This is a genomic window from Caulobacter sp. CCH9-E1, from assembly GCF_001556515.1.
Classification (GTDB): domain Bacteria; phylum Pseudomonadota; class Alphaproteobacteria; order Caulobacterales; family Caulobacteraceae; genus Caulobacter.
In genome coordinates, this window is the sequence record NZ_LSJA01000172.1 from 25,010 (window position 1) to 41,236 (window position 16,227).

Here is a 16,227-nt window from a genome sequence, read left to right on the forward strand (position 1 = left end):
ACCTTAGCCGCGTCCGCGCCCGTTCGCAGCCGTAAGGCTTACTCGGCCTTGTTCATCACCGGCTGCAGGGCGATCACGATGTCGGAATATTCGTCCGCGCGCGACGCGCCCGAGACGTTCAGGCGGGTGTAGAGCCAGGTCGCGCCATGGCGGGCATAGGCTTCGGACCAGCGATTCTTGGCGTCGATCAGGTTGTTGGCTTCGCCCGCGAAGACCACCGTCCCCTTGGCGTCGACATAGACGTAGTTGCCGGCGATCGTGGTCGCCGGGTCGCCATTGTCGGCGAGCTTGTAGCGGTAGACGGCGCCCGAGGCGCCCTTGAGTTCGATGTAAGGCTTCACGCTGTCCTCGCCCTGGAAACATTCGGCGTAGACGCACAGGTCGTGAAGGGTCCCGTGGGCCAAATTAAGGCTACCAAGGAACTACTGCAGCACGCCCGATCTTGCCAGGAAACGCCTCGTTCGCTCCTCGCGCGGCGAGGCGAGAAGCGAGCGTGAAGGTCCTTGCTCCACGATCACGCCGCCGTCCATGAAAATCGTGCGGTCCGCGACATCGCGCGCGAAATCCATCTGGTGGGTGACGATGACCATGGTCCGGCGTTCGGCCGCCAGATCGCGGATCACGGCCAGGACCTCGCCGACCAGCTCGGGGTCAAGGGCCGAGGTCGGCTCGTCGAACAGAATGACCTCGGGATCCATGGCCAGGGCGCGGGCGATGGCGCAGCGCTGCTGCTGACCGCCCGACAGCGCGGCCGGATACGCGTTCACGCGGTCGCCGAGCCCGACCTTCTCCAGCAGCGCCAAGCCCTTGGCGCGGGCCTCGGCCGGCGGGGACTTGCGGACCACCACGGGACCTTCAATCACGTTCTCCAGCGCCGTGCGATGCGGAAAGAGGTTGAAGCCCTGGAAGACGAAGCCGACCCGGCCGTTGAGGGTCTTGGCCAACGGCGTCTTGCCGCCCGCCGTGACGCCCGCGATCGTCAGATCTCCGCCATTCAGCGGCTCCAGGCCCGCCAGACAGCGCAGCAGGGTGCTCTTGCCCGAGCCGCTGGGGCCGATGATCGCCACCACCTCGCCCGGCGAGACGGTGAGATCCACGCCCGCCAGCACGGGCGTGTCCCCGAAGCTCTTTCTCAGATCCTTGGCGTCGATCGCGCTCATCGGCGGCCCTCCGCGGCGCGGCGCTCGAGGCGGTGTTGGCCAGCGGCCAAGACCGTCGAGACGATCCAGTAGATGGCCGCCGCGGCCAGGTACATCGTGAAGATCTCGTAGGTCCGCGCGGTGATCAGCTGGGTCTGGCGGAACAGCTCCGGCACCTGGATCGTCGCGGCCAGCGAGGTGTCCTTGACCAGGCTGATGAAGCTGTTGGACAGGGGCGCGACGGCGGTGCGGGCGGCCTGGGGCAGGATCACCCGGCGCAGGGTCTGGCCGCGGCTCATGCCCAGGACCGTCGCGGCCTCCCACTGGCCCTTGTCGACGGCGGCGATCGCGCTGCGCAGGATCTCGCAGGCATAGGCCGCGACGTTCAGCGAGAAGCCGACGCCGGCGGCGGCGAGCGCCGGCATTTCGATCCCGAACTGCGGCAGGCCGTAATAGATCAGGAACAGCTGCACCAGCAGCGGCGTGCCTCGGAACGCCGAGACATAAACGCCGGCCGGCCAGCGCAGCAGGGGCGAGCGCGACAAGCGCATCAACGCCAGGCCAAAGCCCAGCACGACGCCCACGCCCATGCCGATCACGCTCAGCACGACCGTGTAGCCGGCGCCCTTGAGCAGCAGCGGCGCCGACTGGCGCAGGAGATCGAGACCGGTCTCCATGCCTATTGGGTGACGTCCATGCCGAACCACTGTTGCGACAGGGCCGAAAGCTTGCCGCTGGACCGAAGCGCGTTGATCGCCTGGTCGATGATGACCTTCAGTGCGGCGTCCTTCTTCATAGCCACGCCGGCGCCCTGCGCCGCGAAGGGCGGTCCGGACGCGACGAACTCGGGCGAGGTCTTGATGAAGTCGGCGGCGACCAGGCGGTCGTTCAGCACGGCGTCGATGCGGCCGGCCTTCAGGTCCTGGTACTTGGTTGGGTCGTCGTCATAGGTGCGCACGTCGGCCGTCGGCACATTGGCGCGCAGCCATTGTTCGTAGTTGGTGCCGAGACCCACGCCGACCTTCTTGCCGGCCAGTTCCTCCGGCTTGGTCGGGCCTGGCCTGTCCTTCAGCGTGATGATCTGGATGCCCGAGATCGTGTAGGGCTCGGAGAAGTCGTACTTGGCCTTGCGGTCCGGCGTGATGGTGATCTGGTTGATCACGACATCGACGCGGCCTGATTCCAGGGCGCCCAGCAGGCCGGCGAACGGCGCGGGACGGAATTCCGGTTTCAGGCCCATCTGCGCGGCCAGCGCCTTGGCGAAGTCCACCTCGAAGCCGGTCAGTTGTCCGTCCGCCCCTTGGAAGTTGAACGGCGGATAGGTGCCTTCAAGGCCTATACGGAGGGTTCCGGACGCCTTGATCCGATCCCAGCTGCTGGAGCCAGCTTCCGGCTTCTTGGCGCAGGCGGCGAGCAGGGCGAGGCCGAGACCGGAAACAACGGCGCGGCGGGCGGGGAATCGCATCGAACGGACCCTTGGGCGAAATACTCTTGCGCAGTTCTATACGGGCGCGCGCGGTTCGCCAGTCCGAACGCGCGTCGGGCCCCTCGCGAGACGTCGGACGTCTAGCGCTTGCGCACGAACACCGTGCCGGCCGAGTAGCCAGCCCCGAAGCTGCAGATCAGGCCCGTCTCACCCGGCTTGAAGTCGTCATTGGCCGTGTGGAAGGCGATGATCGAGCCGGCCGAGCTGGTGTTGGCGTATTCGTCGAGGATGATCACGTTCTCGCCCGGCGCGGGATCGCGGCCCAGAACCTTGCGGCCGATCATCTCGTTCATGTTGATATTGGCTTGGTGCAGCCACAGGCGCTTCAGCGTCGACGGATCAAGGCCCAGGTCGTGGGCGTGTTCGATGATCATCTCGCTGACCATCGGCACCACCTCGCGAAACACCTTGCGGCCTTCCTGGACGAACAGCTTGTCCTTGGCGCCGATGCCTTCTGGCGCGGCGTTGTTCAGGAAGCCGAAGTTGTTGCGGATGTTGTTCGAGAACTGGGTCTTCAGGCGCGCGCCCAGGATTTCCCAGCCGTCCTTGGCCTGGTCGGCGTCCTCGACGATCACGGCGGTCGCCACGTCGCCGAAGATGAAGTGGCTGTCGCGATCCTTGAAGTTCAGGTGGCCCGAGCAGATCTCGGGATTGACCATCAGCACCGCCTTGGCGCTGCCGGTCGTGACGAAATCGGCGGCGGTCTTGATGCCGAAGGTCGCCGAGGAACAGGCGACGTTCATGTCGAAGGCGAAGCCCTCGATGCCCAGGGCCTGCTGGACCTCGATGGCCATGGCGGGGTAGGCGCGCTGCATGTTCGAGGCGGCGCAGATCACCGCGCCGATCTCGCTGACCGGCTTGCCCCAGCGTTCGATCGCCTGCTTGGCGGCCTCGACCGCCATCTCGGCCAGGATCGAGATCTGGTCGTTCGGACGCTCGGGGATGATCGGCCGCATGATCTCGGGATCGATGATCCCGGCCTTGTTCATCACGAAGCGCGACTTGATGCCCGAAGCCTTCTCAATGAATTCGGGCGAGGAGGGGGCGAGAGCGACCACTTCACCCGCCGCGATGGCGTCGGCGTTGGCGGCGTTGAAGCGCTCGACATAGGTGTTGAAGGCTTCGACCAGCTCGGTGTTGGAGATGCTGTGAGGCGGGGTGAACAGCCCCGTGGCGGCGATGACGGCTTGCGGCAAGACGACGGTCCCGATGATACGCGCGGGCCTCGTCCTGTCTGCAGGCGGGCTCGCGTTCTGACGTTTGTTTGACGCCGTAGATAGCACGGAAGCCGGCCGCGTCATCCAGCGCCTTTTCCAACCGGACACGTAATGGCCCCAAACGGGACCGTGAACCGCCGCATGCTCGCCGCGTTATCCGCTTAGGCCTAGGCTGGCTGAGGGAGCAAAGAGTACGCGTAGCATAGGAGTATAACAATGAAGACTCTCATCGCCACTACCCTGGTCGCTGGTTCGGTTCTCGCGACCCCGATGTTCGCTCAAGCTCAGAATTCGACGGACGTCTATGGTTCGGTCAACTACGGCCAAACTCGGACGCGTGGGGCAGACACCGGCGCTATTCAAGGGCGCGTGGGCGCCAAGTTTATGCCTAATTTCGGTGTGGAAGGTGAGTTGGCCGGCGGCGTCGATGGCGACACCGTCTACGCGCCTGGCGCCGCCAAGGTGAAGATGGAGCACCAGGCGGCCGCCTATGCGGTCGGGTACCTGCCCGTGACCCCCAATCTCGACCTGCTGGCGCGGGTCGGCTACGGCACGACCAAGTTCGAGACCAAGAACCCCGCGGCGACCGATTTCGACGGCAGCCGGGAAAGCTGGAACTACGGCGTCGGCGCCGAATACAAGATGGATGGCAAGAACGGCATCCGCGCCGACTGGACCAAGTCGGAATACACCAAGAGCGATCTGAGCTCGAACACGGTGTCGGTCGGCTACGTCCGCCATTTCTAGGTGCTGATCCCAAGATCGCCGGATTTCGAGATCGCAAAAGAGCGGCGCGTCCTTCGGGGCGCGCCGTTTTCTTTGTTTCGAGGACCTCTCATGCTTGACGACGAGGAGCGACGCCCTTCAATCTGAACAGCAATAAGATAAGAGGGGAGGCGCGTCGGTCTTGGACAAGGCGCTGTTGATTCAACTGGGCGGGTCCGTCGTCGCCGTCGCCCTGCTGGTGGCCGTTGCGGCCTGGCTAGGCGCGGCGCGGCCCACGCCGCCGCTCGACGTCGAGGCGGCCCGGGCTCTGCTGGCCGTCGAATTCCCCGACCACAAGCCGACCGCCCTCTGGATCGCGGCGGATGGCGCCGGCCTTATCGCGCGCGAGAACGACCAGGCCCTGGTGATCTGGCGGCGTGGCGACGGCTATGTCGCGCGCGAGGCGCCGTGGCGGGATGTTTCCGATCTGCGTCCAAGCCATGGACGCCTTTCCATACGGGTGGGCGATGGCCGTCCCGTCTTCGCGGTCGCCGACGACCGCTGGCCGCCCAAGGAGCTCGCTTGATGCTGAAGCCCAGTTTTGACCCCGTTCAGCTGGCGATTCCGTTCTTCGTCCTGGCGATCGTGCTGGAAATCCTGCTCGGCCGCTTCGGCAAGGCCAAGGCGAACTACGAGACGCGCGACACGGCCATGTCGTTGAGCATGGGCCTGGGCAGCACGGTCGCGGGAATCCTGTTCGGCGGGGTGGTCTTCGCCGCCACGGTCTGGGTCTGGAACCATCGGATCTTCACGATCCCGATGACGGCGGTCTGGGCCTGGGTCGCGGTCTTCCTGCTGGAGGACCTGACCTACTACTGGTTCCATCGCATCGCCCACGAGCGCCGGTTCTGGTGGGCCAGCCACGTCAATCACCACACCTCGACCCACTACAACCTGTCGACCGCGCTGCGGCAGACCTGGACCGGCGGCGTGGCGGGCACGTGGCTGCTGTGGCTGCCGCTGTCGTTCGTCGGCTTCCCGCCGGCGATGGTGGCGATCCAGAAGGGCGTCAGCCTCGTCTACCAGTTCTGGATCCATACCGAGGCGATCAAGCGCATGCCGCGCTGGTTCGAGGCGGTGTTCAACACGCCGTCGCACCACCGGGTGCACCACGCTCGCAACGCTCGTTATCTCGACGCCAACTACGCCGGCATCCTGATCATCTGGGACCGCCTGTTCGGCACCTTCATCCCCGAGACGGACGAGGAGGCCTGCCGCTATGGCACGGTGAAGAACCTCGGCAACTTCAACCTGTTGCACAACGTCTTTCATGAGTGGGTGGGGATCGGCCGCGACGTCGCCGGGTCCAAGTCTCCGCGCGAGGTTCTCGGCTACGTGTTCGGGCCGCCCGGCTGGAGCCCCGACGGCTCGCGTGAGACCTCGCACACGCTGAAGGCCAAATGGCGCGCGCGGGAAGAGGCGGCTAGTCGCGCAGCAGCGGAAGAGAAAGCCCCGTCGCCTGGCGCGTCGCCAGCATCTCGCGTCGGAACCTGAACAGCTCGGCGGGACGCCCCCCCGTCTCGGCGTCGAGGCGGCCCAGGCCCTCGACCAGCTCCTCGCGCTCGACGACGCGGCGGAAGTTCTGCTTGTGCAGCGGCACGCCGGCGATCGCCTCGACCGTGCGCTGCAGGGTCGAAAGGGTGAACTCCTCGGGCGTCAGCTCGAACACCACAGGGCGGTACTTGATCTTGCCGCGCAGGCGCGAAAGGCCCGTGGCCAGGATCCGCCGGTGGTCGGAGATCATCGGCTCGCCCAGCGCCGCCGACAGGGCCTCGGGCTCGGCCGGGTCGTGGCCGTCGGCGCGGGCCCGGTCGCGGGCGGCCTCGGGCGCCAGGCCGGCCTCGTAGAGCAGCTCGTAGCGCTCGAGCACCCGCTCCTCGTTCCAAGGCGCGCTGTCGAGGGCGAAGGCCAGGCGCGCGCGCGACCACTTGCCGACGTCGTCGCCGGCCCAGCGGCGCAGGGCCGGGGCGATGGCCTCGTCGAGCAGGGCCGGCCGGCCGGCGCGCCAGTCCTCCCAGGGAAAGAACCGGCTCCAGGGGGCCCAGGCGGTGTCGGGGGCGTCGGTGTCGACCGCCTTGGGAGTCAGGCCCAGATAGCCGACCGAGACGACGCGGGCGGCGCCGGCCCCCACCTCGGCGCGTGGGGCGTCGCGGCCCTTGTCGCCGAAGGTGTAGAGCTGCTCGACATAGCCCAGCTGGAACCGGGTCTGGGCGGTCACGAAGGCGCGCAGGCCCAGCTCGAAGGTGCGATGGGCCTCGGGGTCGAACGGGCCGAAGGGCAGGCCGGACAGCGGAGAGGCGACGTCGGTGACGGCGTCGTGCGGCCGCACGGTCAGGACGACGGCCTCGCCGTCGCGGATCGCGACGACCACCGCCGACAGGCCGATGACGACCGAGATGCTCATCGCGCGGCCATCATTCGGTCTCGAACGCCGCGCTTGGCGCGGACTCATAGCCCGCGGCGCGCGACAGCACGTGGAAGCGCTGGACATAGCGCGCCTGGGCCTCGAACGGGGGCAGGGGCGTGATATGGAGATCGTAGCCGGCCGGCGGCGCGCCGAAGATCTGCAGGGACTCGCCGTGCTCGAACCCCGCCAGCTGGGTGGCCTCGAAGAAGGCGCAGGCGCGGTCGGCCTGCTTGATCAGCTTTTTGATCGGCGCGGGGGTCTTGGGCGGCAGGCCGAAGCGAATGTGGATCGCGTCCTCGAGCCTGGCCTCGAAATCCTTGTAGCTGACCCCCAGCGCCGCCTTGAACGGGCTGATCATGTCGCCGATCACATATTCGCTGGCGTCGTGCAGCAGGGCGGCCAGCCGCCAGCGGGGTTCGAGGTCCGGCTTGATGTGGGCCGCGATCTCCTCGACCACCAGGCTGTGCTGGGCGACCGAGAAGCCGTGGTCGCCAACCGTCTGCCCGTTCCAGCGCGCGACGCGGGCCAGGCCGTGGGCGATATCTTCGATTTCGATGTCCATCGGCGACGGATCGAGCAGGTCGAGCCGACGTCCTGACAGCATCCTCTGCCATGCGCGGGGCGGTTTGCCCTTTTGCAGCCCTTTGGCCACGAGATCGTTCCTCACGGTGAAGGTGGTTGACTGACCTATCGGTTGAGAAAGATCAATGAGACTGTCGCGGTCATCTGTGGAAATGCCCCTAAAGGGAGTTCGATCATGAGCTGGGCGAGAATTATGGTTCCTCTCGCGGGAACCGCGCACGATCAGGCGGTTGTGCAGTTGGCCGGCAAGCTGGCGGGCGCTTTCCAGGCCGAGCTGGCCTGTGTCCACGCGCCGGCCGACATGGCGGATCTCATGCCCTGGATGGGCGAGGGCTTCATGGGCGGCGTGCAGGTCACGGCGCTGGAAAGCCTGAAGGAAGCCGCCCAGGAAGGCGCCAAGGCCTGCGCCAAGGTCGCCGCCGAGGTCGCCTATCCCCATACGAAGGTCATCAGCCTGGAATCGCCTGTCTGGGCGGGTCTGGCCATGGAAGGCCGCCTGTCCGACGTCATCGTCTTCGACGACGCCGCCGCGCGGGGGCGTGGTCCCCTGGCCGAGGCCTTCCAGCAACTGGTCGCCGATGAGCAGCGACCGACCCTGGTGGCTCGTGCGGGCTTCAAGCCCGACGGCGTCGCCGTGGTCGCCTGGGACGGCGGCAAGGAAGCCAGCCGCGCCGTGCGCACGGCCTTGCCGCTGCTGCAGAAGGCTTCATCGGTCGTGGTGGTCGGCGCTCCGTCGGCCTCGTCCCGCGCCTTCGAACTGGAGCGCCTGGTCGAATTCCTCGGCGCGAGAGGCGTCAAGGCGACGGCCAAGGTGCTGGAGGGTTCCGGCGACGCTGGCGCTCTGCTGCTGAACGCGGCGCGGGACGCCGGCGCGAACCTGCTGGTCGCCGGCGCGTTTGGTCATCCCCGGCTGCAGGAGTTCATCTTCGGCGGGACCACTCGGACGCTGCTGAACAGCGATGGTCCGTCGCTGTTCCTGTCGCACTGATCTCGTCCAACCATAAGAAAAGAAAGGGAGACGACCGCATGTCTCTTTCGCGCATCGTTCTGCGCCTGGCGCGCAATCCTGGCACCGAGTTCGCCGGCGGCGACGACCATCGCGGCTATGCCCTGACCGCGCCGCTGACCGCGGACGGCCACATCGACGAGGACGCCTTCTCGAAGGTCAAGGGCGAGTGCAGCGTGCGCCGCTTCGCGCCGGACGAAGACGCCGTGGACGGTCGCCTGAACCGCCGCGGAACGCGCTGGTTCTTCGACTATGACAACACCGACGACTCCGACGACGAGCCGCTGCACCGCCTGGGCGAGCACCGCTTCGCGCTCGGGGAATACGTCACCGTCACCGACGAGGACGGCCGTCCGCTGACCTACAAGGTGATGGAGGTCGCGCCCGTCCAGTAGGCGGCGGTCAGCCGCCGACGTTGTGTCGGACCAGGGCTTTCATGTCCTTGAACAGGTCGTGGTCGTCGGTGTCGCGGGTCTTGGCCTTGACGACAGCGACGGCCAGCGGCCCGCCCTTGGGGCCCCGCGCCTCATAACCCGCCAGGCGGAAGCCCTTCGGGGCCTTGTCGTTGGCGATGATCAGGGTCGAGCGGACGTCCCCGCGGCCGCCTTTCTTGGCGCGGATCTCGGCGCCGTTCTCGTTGGCGCGGATAGCGACGTCGCCTTCACCGTGGTCATCGGCGGTGATGTTGACGGTTCCCTGGCCGTCGTCGCCCTTCACGCTGACGTTCTTGTTGACCTTCACCTCGGCCGCGCCGCTGTCGCTGTTGATGGTCAGGTGGCCGATCCGGATGTCGGCGGCGTCGTCGTGCGCGTCGATCGTGACGCCCGGCAGGTGGATGCTGGCGTGGTTCTTGCCGCCCTTCGGGTCGTGCGGCGGCCTCGGCGCCGCCGGCGGCGGGGGCATGACGCCCTTCAGCTCGGTCTCGATCGGCGACAGGGCGGACTCGGCGTCGCCGCCGTTCAGGCGAACCAGGCGCAGGTCGACCGAGGCCGTGGGCGACTCGTAGGCGCAGGACTGACCGTCGGCCGCGACCGACACGCGGCGCAGCGCCCCCTGTTTTTCCGGACAGTCAAGGCGATCGATGACCCGCAACGGCTCGCGCAGGCTCAGGCGGTGCTCGCGGGGCTCCTCGGCGCGATGGCAGGCCGACAAGGCCGTGACGCCGGCGCCGATCAGCAGCGCGGCCGCCAGCCATTTGGTATGACGCATAGGTACCCCCGGGACGCTTGCCTCGTTGGGCGGAAGGTGGTCGCCCCTCCGCCGCGCGTCCAGTGAAATCCGAGTAACGCTGGTCTAGGCCCGGGAACGGAGCTTACTGCCCCGGCCGCGCGCCCGAACCCTCGCGACGCGCCAGGAAGGCCAGGCGCTCGAACAGGTGGACGTCCTGCTCGTTCTTCAGCAGAGCGCCGTGCAGAGGCGGGATCAGCTTGGTCGGATCCTTCTCGCGCAGGACCTGCTCGTCGATGTCCTCGACCAGCAGCAGCTTCAGCCAGTCCAGCAGCTCGGAGGTCGAGGGCTTCTTCTTCAGGCCCGGCACCTTGCGCATGTCGTAGAAGATGCGCAGCGCCTCGGAGACCAGCTTCTGCTTGATGCCCGGGAAGTGGACGTCGACGATGGCCTGCATCGTCTCTTCCTCGGGGAAGCGGATGTAGTGGAAGAAGCAGCGGCGCAGGAAGGCGTCCGGCAGCTCCTTTTCGTTGTTCGAGGTGATGATCATCACCGGCCGCACCTTGGCCTTGATGGTCTCGCCGGTCTCGTAGACGAAGAACTCCATGCGATCGAGCTCCTGCAGGAGGTCGTTCGGAAACTCGATGTCGGCCTTGTCGATCTCGTCGATCAGCAGGACGGGGCGCTGCTGGCTCTCGAACGCCTCCCAGAGCTTGCCCTTCTTGATGTAGTTCTTGACGTCCTTGACCCGCTCGTCGCCCAGCTGGCTGTCGCGCAGGCGGGTGACGGCGTCGTATTCGTAGAGGCCCTGCTGGGCCTTGGTCGTCGACTTAATGTGCCAGGTGATCAGCGGCGCGCCCATGGCCTTGGCGACTTCGTAGGCCAGCACCGTCTTGCCGGTGCCCGGCTCGCCCTTGATCAGCAGGGGACGTTCCAGAGCCACGGCGGCGTTCACCGCGACCTTGAGGTCCTCGGTCGCCACATAGTCGGAAGTGCCTTCAAAGCGCTGGCTCATGCCCATCTCCGCCGGAAACGACTCCGGTTCGAACAGTTGTTCAAATCGAGCCGATCAAACTACCGGCGCTCTCGCGCTTGGCAAGGGGGAGCTTAAAGCGGGCGGTCGAGCGCGACTTCGGAGAAGCCCTTGGCGAGCAGTCGTCGGCGTATCGAGGGGCGGCCGCCGCGCCAGTCTTCGGCCAGCAGGCCAAGGCCGATCACGTCCACGGGTTGGCCTTGCTTGACCACGTGCGCGCGCAACAGCGCCTCCTGCTGGAAGCCGCTCGAGAGATGGGAGGCGAGGGCGGCCCGGTTCGTGGCGAGGACTTCCGACCAAAGCTTGCGCAGACCCAGCGCGCCGAACGCGTGATCGGCGATCTTGAACTCGGCGAAGCCGCCGACGCCCCTTCCGCGCGCGCTTTCCTCGGCGATGTAGCGAGCGATCGTTCCGCGGCCTTGGACGAGATCGATATCGACGAGGCTGGTCAGGCCGACCGGCCTATCGTCCAACAGGATGATCCAGTCGCGACGTCGAGAATTCGCGGCCAAGCCGTCAAACCAGCGATCGTGCTCTTCCCGTCCTATCAGATGGTCCGAGTACATGAACGCTGCGACCTGCGGACTGTTGCGCCAGGCGAGCAGACGCTCCCGGTCGTTCGCGTCGACGGGCCGCAGGTCGGCTTTGGTCATTTTCCGTTGGCGACCTTTTCAGCCAGCGCATCGGCGATCTGAGCCAAGGCCGGGTCCCACTCGCCCATGATCCGAGGTGAGAACACTCGAGCTTGAGGGTACCAGGGATAATAATCGCTGCCGAGCTTGGTCCACACCTCGGGCGCGGTGAGCAGCCAGATCGGCGCGCCAATCGCGCCAGCCAGGTTCGTTGTCGCATTCGCGAAACCCACGATCAGGTCCACCGCGCCGCACAGGGCGGTGACATCATCAAGATCCTGCTTGAGATCGATTCCCGGCAGCTGGCAGATGTCGATCCCCAAGGCCTCCTTCGCGTAGGCTATCTCTTCGTCGCAATCCCCGTACTGCAGATTGACGAACGTCACGCCCGGCGTTTCCAGCACGGGGCGCCACGCCTCGAAGGGAGAAAACTGTCGAGCCCGCTCTGCGCTCAGCTTCAAGCTTTTCCAGAGCAGCCCCACCTTCGGGGCCGGGCCCAGCTTGTCGAGCTCAGACTTCCAATGGGCGACGCGATCGGGGTCGGCCTTCAGATAGGTGGTCGTCTTTGGGAAGGCGTCGAGTGAACCGCGTAGGGCGAGAAGGAACGCGCCCAGCGGCGCCCAATAGTCGAAGCGCTCCCAGTCGTCGACGTCCGGCGCCGTGCGATAGACGCGGCCTTCGTACTGGAAGGTGCGGTGCGTCGTAACTTCGACGTTCGGGAACGAGCGCTTGAATAGCGGCATCAGACGCTTCTCGACCGCAAGGGTCAGAGACCCGTCGGGCCCTAGGCGGTCGAGGATATCCGGCAGCATCCCCGCGAGCATCACTTCGTCGCCAAGGCCCTGCTCGGCGCAAATGAACAGAGATTTGCCCTTGAGATCTTGGTCTGACCACAAGGTCCCGGGAATGTGGAACCGGGGAGCCTCTGATAGATCGGGCGAAAGGCGGCCCTCGTACGCCTTCCATCCCTCTTCCAGCCGACCAAGGGACAAGCACATGGTTGCCCGGGCGAAGCGCATGATCGCCGCGTCCATCGCGGAGTCCGGCCGCTTCAGCGCACGGTCGATATCGGAAATGGCGCCCTCGACATCACCCATGTCCGATTTGGCGAAGGCCCGATTGTGCCAAGCCTTGCTGTAGTCGGAATTGAGGCGCAGCGCCTCATCGAAGAAGACGATAGAGCCGGAGGGGTCGCCTGTATTGCAGACCACGGTGCCCAGGGTGTTCCAGAGCGCCGGCGATTCGGGATGGGTGGCGATCGCTTCCCTCAACACCTCGATGGCTTCGGATTCACGGTTCAATTCCCGCAGAGCGCAGGCGAGATTGTTCGACGCTTCGATATTGCCGGGCTGGGCGATGCGGAAGTGCGCGAAAAAGCCTACGGCGAACTCCGGCATGTTCATTCTAAAGGCCAGGCGTCCAAGATCGCCCGCGACGGATCCGTGGTCGACTAGCAGCTTCAAGGCGGCCTCGTAAGCCCGAAGCGAGGAGCCGTAATCGCCCAGCTTTTCCCGCGAGATTCCAAGGATATGCCAGGCCAGGCCCAGCATCTGATCCTTCTTCAAGAGTTTCAGCGCCAGCTTCTGGGCGAGCTCGAACTCGTTGTTGTGAACCGCGGCGATCGCGCGGCCCAGAAGCTTGGCGTTTTCGATGTTTTTGATCTGCTGCGTGGCCTGCTTGAGCCGCTCGAGGGACTCGGCCGAGGCCGCGTCACCGATGGCGCCTCCCATTTGGCCCACATTCAGCGGCGCCGCGCCCACGTCGGGTTGGGCGAGGGCGCTCACCGACGCTTCAAGGGCGTTTTTTCGGGACATGGGACGAACCTCGGACGCTGCTGTTAACTATGTTTTGAGGCGTTATGTTTAATTGAGTCCTAAGTGTCCGTTTACGATCTTTAAGGATACCGGCAAGACCGCGTTAACCGGTCCGCGTCTAGCTTTGGCGAGTTCCATCATGAATCGATGGTCGGGCGAAGCGGCGTCAACGAAGGAGCGAGTTTAGGTGCCTTTGAAGCTGTCGCTGAAGCCCGGCGAAAAATTCGTCCTGAACGGCGCCGTGGTCCAGAATGGAGACCGGCGCGGCGTTCTCGTGCTCCAGAATAAGGCGTCTGTCCTCCGCGAGAAGGACATCATGCAACCGGACCAGGTCACGACGCCCGCGCGTCATATCTATTTCCCGGTAATGATGATGTATCTCGACGAGGGGGCCGCGGAAAAATTCTATGATGAATTCGCCGCTCGCTTGACGGAGTTCATGGGGGTCGTCCGCAATCCGGGCGTTCTTCAAGACTGTATCGCTATCTCGAAGCACGTGATGGCTCGAGAATACTACAAGGCTCTCATGCTGAGCCGAAAGTTGATTGAATACGAAGACGAGAGGTTGGGGCATGTCTCTTCGGGCGTATCAGCAGGCGGCGACGCGGGCTGAGAATCCCCGTGAAATGGAGTACCGCCTGTTCGGGCAGGTGACGCGCGCCCTGATGGAAGCGTCACAGGCTCCAACAGACGACTTCGCGAAGCGGATCGACGCGTTGGATTGGAATCGCAAGGTCTGGTCGGCCTTGGCGACCGACTGCTCTTTGCCGGACAACCAGCTTCCGATCGAGCTGCGGGCCAGCATCATCTCGCTCAGCTTGTGGGTGAGCCGCCACTCCAGCGCCGTGATGCGCAAGGAGGAGGAGTTCGAGCCTCTGATCGAGATCAACCGCATCATCATGCAGGGCTTGGCGGGGCGCGCCGACGCGGCCTGATTCCGAATTTCCGCAAGACTGAATGTCTTGCCTACCGCCTCTGGAAAAACCTGCCGCCCGGCGAATTCTGCATTCGCCGGGCGGTTTCGTTTTGGCGCCAAGGCGTCAAATAATTCAATGAAAACAGCTTTCTAAAAATAGATGCCGGGTTGGTCGCGACTGGCCCGCCGCTTGCGATGGTTCGCGCGGGCAAAACGCTCGCCCGGCAATACGCCGGATAAATCCCACCAAAACGGTAGGTATCCAATGCTGAACTCGATCAACACCAATCCTGGTGCGCTCATCGCGCTCCAGAACCTGAACGCAACTAACACGGAGCTCAACACCGCCCAGAGCCGTATCAACACCGGCAAGAAGGTCGCTAACGCCAAGGACAATGGCGCGATCTGGTCGATGGCCAAGATGCAGAGCGCGAGCTCGTCTTCGTTGAACGCCGTGAAGGATTCGCTCCAGCGCGGTCAGTCGACGATTGATGTTGCTCTCGCGGCAGGCGACACCATCACCGATCTGCTCATGAAGATGAAGGAGAAGGCTCTCGCCGCTTCCGACACTTCGCTGAACACCGCCTCGTTCAACGCGCTGAAGTCGGACTTCGAGTCGCTGCGCAAGCAGATCACCAAGGCTGTGGATAATGCGAAGTTCAACGGTGTCGGCCTCGTTGATAAGAGCGCCAAGGCGCTGGTCTTCCTGGCGAACGCGGACGGCGGCTCCTTCACGGTGAACGCCCAGACGCTTTCCCTGGAGGGTCTCAACCTGACGACCGCCCTCGCGAGCTTCTCGACCGTTGCCGAGGCTGGTTCGATGATCGGCAAGATGACAGCCGCGTTGCTGACTGCAACGAACAAGCTGTCCGCCCTGGGCACGGCATCGACGGGCCTGGACACGCACCTGACCTTCATTGGGAAGTTGCAAGACAGCCTGGACGCCGGCGTGGGCAACCTCGTCGACGCGGACCTGGCGAAGGAAAGCGCCAAGCTCCAGTCGCTGCAAACCAAGCAGCAGCTGGGCGTGCAGGCTCTCTCGATCGCCAATCAGAGCCCGCAGTCCATCCTGTCGCTGTTCAAGGGGTGATCTCCGATACGCCGGACGGCCGTCAAAAGCCGTCCGGCGCCTCTTTCCTGCTGGGCGCGCAAAGAGTGCCCGGCAATAATTTCCCACGCCCGAAGCGCCCGGCAGATATTGCCGGGCTTTTTTGTGGTTAATGTATATATAACCGTTTCTTTTCAGTGACTTGCGTTGCGACTGCCGGTGGGAATTTTTGGCCCGGCAATTGCTACAGGTCTCCCCGAGCAAAATGCTCCCGGCAGCCAAAACGGCGTCGGAACACCTTGAAAAGGAACCATTCGTATGCCGCTGAATAGCATCAATACGAACGCGGGCGCGATGATCGCCCTGCAAAACCTGAACACCACGAACACCGAGCTGGGCGTTACCCAACAGCGCATCAACACCGGCAAGAAGGTGGGCAGCGCCAAGGACAACGGCGCGATCTGGGCCATGGGTAAGAACCAGTCGGCCCTTGCTCAATCGCTGAACTCGGTGAAGGACTCGCTGCAGCGCGGTCAGTCCACCATCGACGTGGCCCTGGCCGCTGGCGACACCGTCACCGACCTGCTTGGCAAGATGAAGGAAAAGGCCCTGGCCGCTTCCGACACCTCGCTGAACACCGCCTCGTTCAACGCTCTGAAGTCGGACTTCGAGTCGCTGCGCAAGCAGATCACCAAGGCCGTCGACAACGCCAAGTTTAACGGCGTCGGCCTGGTTGATAAGAGCGCCAAGGCCCTGGTCTTCCTGGCGAACGCCGATGGCGGCACCTTCACCGTGAACGCTCAGACCATTTCTCTGGAAGGTCTCAACCTCACGACCGCGTTGGCGGCCTTCACCACGGTGTCCGATGCGGCCGCCATGATCGACAAGATGACGAAGGCGTTGCTGACCGCGACGAACAAGCTGTCGGCGCTCGGCACGGCCTCGACCGGTCTCGACACTCACCTGACCTTCATCGGCAAGCTGCAAGACAGCCTGGACGCCGGCGTGGGCAACC

General features: G+C 65.0%; 20 protein-coding genes. 9 read left to right on the top strand and 11 right to left on the bottom strand.

The window, feature by feature from the left end:
- Nucleotides 1-38 precede the first annotated feature (38 nt).
- The 5 genes from AX690_RS10725 to AX690_RS10745 form a co-directional block, all read right to left on the bottom strand.
- Entirely contained in the window at nt 39-341 is a 303-nt protein-coding gene (locus AX690_RS10725; protein ID WP_066680290.1) for a hypothetical protein, read from the bottom strand.
- 81 nt (nt 342-422) lie between these two features.
- Entirely contained in the window at nt 423-1,160 is a 738-nt protein-coding gene (locus AX690_RS10730; RefSeq protein ID WP_066680226.1) for an amino acid ABC transporter ATP-binding protein, read from the bottom strand.
- Entirely contained in the window at nt 1,157-1,816 is a 660-nt protein-coding gene (tcyL, locus tag AX690_RS10735; protein WP_066680230.1) for a cystine ABC transporter permease, read from the bottom strand. The genes AX690_RS10730 and tcyL overlap by 4 nt, the downstream gene beginning before the upstream one ends.
- A gap of 2 nt (nt 1,817-1,818) precedes the next feature.
- Nucleotides 1,819-2,604 carry a cystine ABC transporter substrate-binding protein gene (tcyJ, locus tag AX690_RS10740; RefSeq protein WP_066680234.1) on the bottom strand — a complete coding sequence of 262 codons (786 nt, stop codon included), beginning with the start codon at nt 2,602-2,604 and terminating at the stop codon, nt 1,819-1,821.
- 101 nt (nt 2,605-2,705) lie between these two features.
- Nucleotides 2,706-3,821: a beta-ketoacyl-ACP synthase III gene (locus tag AX690_RS10745; protein ID WP_066680235.1), complete on the bottom strand. Its 1,116-nt coding sequence runs from the start codon at nt 3,819-3,821 to the stop codon at nt 2,706-2,708.
- A 237-nt stretch (nt 3,822-4,058) separates the two neighbouring features.
- Between AX690_RS10745 and AX690_RS10750 the strand changes: the two genes are divergently transcribed.
- The 3 genes from AX690_RS10750 to AX690_RS10760 all read left to right on the top strand — a co-directional run bounded on the left by AX690_RS10750 (nt 4,059) and on the right by AX690_RS10760 (nt 6,101).
- Nucleotides 4,059-4,589, top strand: a complete 531-nt coding sequence (locus tag AX690_RS10750) for a porin family protein (RefSeq protein WP_066680239.1) — start codon at nt 4,059-4,061, stop codon at nt 4,587-4,589.
- Between the two features lie 160 nt (nt 4,590-4,749).
- Nucleotides 4,750-5,133: a hypothetical protein gene (locus AX690_RS10755; protein ID WP_066680241.1), complete on the top strand. Its 384-nt coding sequence runs from the start codon at nt 4,750-4,752 to the stop codon at nt 5,131-5,133.
- A complete protein-coding gene (locus AX690_RS10760; protein WP_066680243.1) occupies nt 5,133-6,101 on the top strand; it encodes a sterol desaturase family protein in 969 nt (322 codons plus the stop codon). Before AX690_RS10755 ends, AX690_RS10760 begins: the two co-directional genes overlap by 1 nt.
- Here AX690_RS10760 and AX690_RS10765 read toward each other — a convergent pair.
- Both AX690_RS10765 and AX690_RS10770 read right to left on the bottom strand, forming a co-directional pair.
- A complete protein-coding gene (locus AX690_RS10765) occupies nt 6,031-7,059 on the bottom strand; it encodes an NAD regulator (RefSeq protein ID WP_066680244.1) in 1,029 nt (342 codons plus the stop codon). The genes AX690_RS10760 and AX690_RS10765 overlap by 71 nt on opposite strands.
- Nucleotides 7,022-7,666 carry a YfbR-like 5'-deoxynucleotidase gene (locus AX690_RS10770; RefSeq protein WP_082769610.1) on the bottom strand — a complete coding sequence of 215 codons (645 nt, stop codon included), beginning with the start codon at nt 7,664-7,666 and terminating at the stop codon, nt 7,022-7,024. Before AX690_RS10770 ends, AX690_RS10765 begins: the two co-directional genes overlap by 38 nt.
- A gap of 105 nt (nt 7,667-7,771) precedes the next feature.
- Between AX690_RS10770 and AX690_RS10775 the strand changes: the two genes are divergently transcribed.
- Entirely contained in the window at nt 7,772-8,584 is an 813-nt protein-coding gene (locus AX690_RS10775) for a universal stress protein (protein WP_066680249.1), read from the top strand.
- Nucleotides 8,585-8,622: 38 nt separating this feature from the next.
- On the top strand, nt 8,623-8,997 hold the full coding sequence (locus tag AX690_RS10780; protein ID WP_066680250.1) for a hypothetical protein: 375 nt from the start codon (nt 8,623-8,625) through the stop codon (nt 8,995-8,997).
- A 7-nt stretch (nt 8,998-9,004) separates the two neighbouring features.
- Here AX690_RS10780 and AX690_RS10785 read toward each other — a convergent pair whose 3' ends face one another.
- The 4 genes from AX690_RS10785 to AX690_RS10800 form a co-directional block, all read right to left on the bottom strand.
- Nucleotides 9,005-9,811, bottom strand: a complete 807-nt coding sequence (locus AX690_RS10785; RefSeq protein WP_066680252.1) for a hypothetical protein — start codon at nt 9,809-9,811, stop codon at nt 9,005-9,007.
- Nucleotides 9,812-9,914: 103 nt separating this feature from the next.
- Nucleotides 9,915-10,784: a MoxR family ATPase gene (locus AX690_RS10790; RefSeq protein WP_066680253.1), complete on the bottom strand. Its 870-nt coding sequence runs from the start codon at nt 10,782-10,784 to the stop codon at nt 9,915-9,917.
- 92 nt (nt 10,785-10,876) lie between these two features.
- Nucleotides 10,877-11,455, bottom strand: a complete 579-nt coding sequence (pseH, locus tag AX690_RS10795; RefSeq protein WP_066680255.1) for a UDP-4-amino-4,6-dideoxy-N-acetyl-beta-L-altrosamine N-acetyltransferase — start codon at nt 11,453-11,455, stop codon at nt 10,877-10,879.
- Complete coding sequence (locus tag AX690_RS10800; RefSeq protein WP_369798198.1) at nt 11,452-13,218, bottom strand: tetratricopeptide repeat protein; 1,767 nt, start codon at nt 13,216-13,218, stop codon at nt 11,452-11,454. Before AX690_RS10800 ends, pseH begins: the two co-directional genes overlap by 4 nt.
- 217 nt (nt 13,219-13,435) lie before the next feature.
- Between AX690_RS10800 and flbT the strand changes: the two genes are divergently transcribed.
- The 4 genes from flbT to AX690_RS10820 form a co-directional block, all read left to right on the top strand.
- Nucleotides 13,436-13,861 (top strand): flagellar biosynthesis repressor FlbT, encoded by a 426-nt coding sequence (gene flbT / locus AX690_RS10805; protein WP_066680259.1) that lies wholly within the window; start codon nt 13,436-13,438, stop codon nt 13,859-13,861.
- Nucleotides 13,821-14,183, top strand: coding sequence for a flagellar biosynthesis regulator FlaF (flaF, locus tag AX690_RS10810; protein ID WP_066680260.1), 363 nt, complete (start codon nt 13,821-13,823; stop codon nt 14,181-14,183). Before flbT ends, flaF begins: the two co-directional genes overlap by 41 nt.
- Before the next feature lie 246 nt (nt 14,184-14,429).
- Nucleotides 14,430-15,254, top strand: coding sequence for a flagellin (locus tag AX690_RS10815; protein WP_066680261.1), 825 nt, complete (start codon nt 14,430-14,432; stop codon nt 15,252-15,254).
- Nucleotides 15,255-15,530: 276 nt separating this feature from the next.
- The coding region (locus AX690_RS10820) for a flagellin (RefSeq protein WP_066730366.1) at nt 15,531-16,227 on the top strand (697 nt) is incomplete at its 3' end.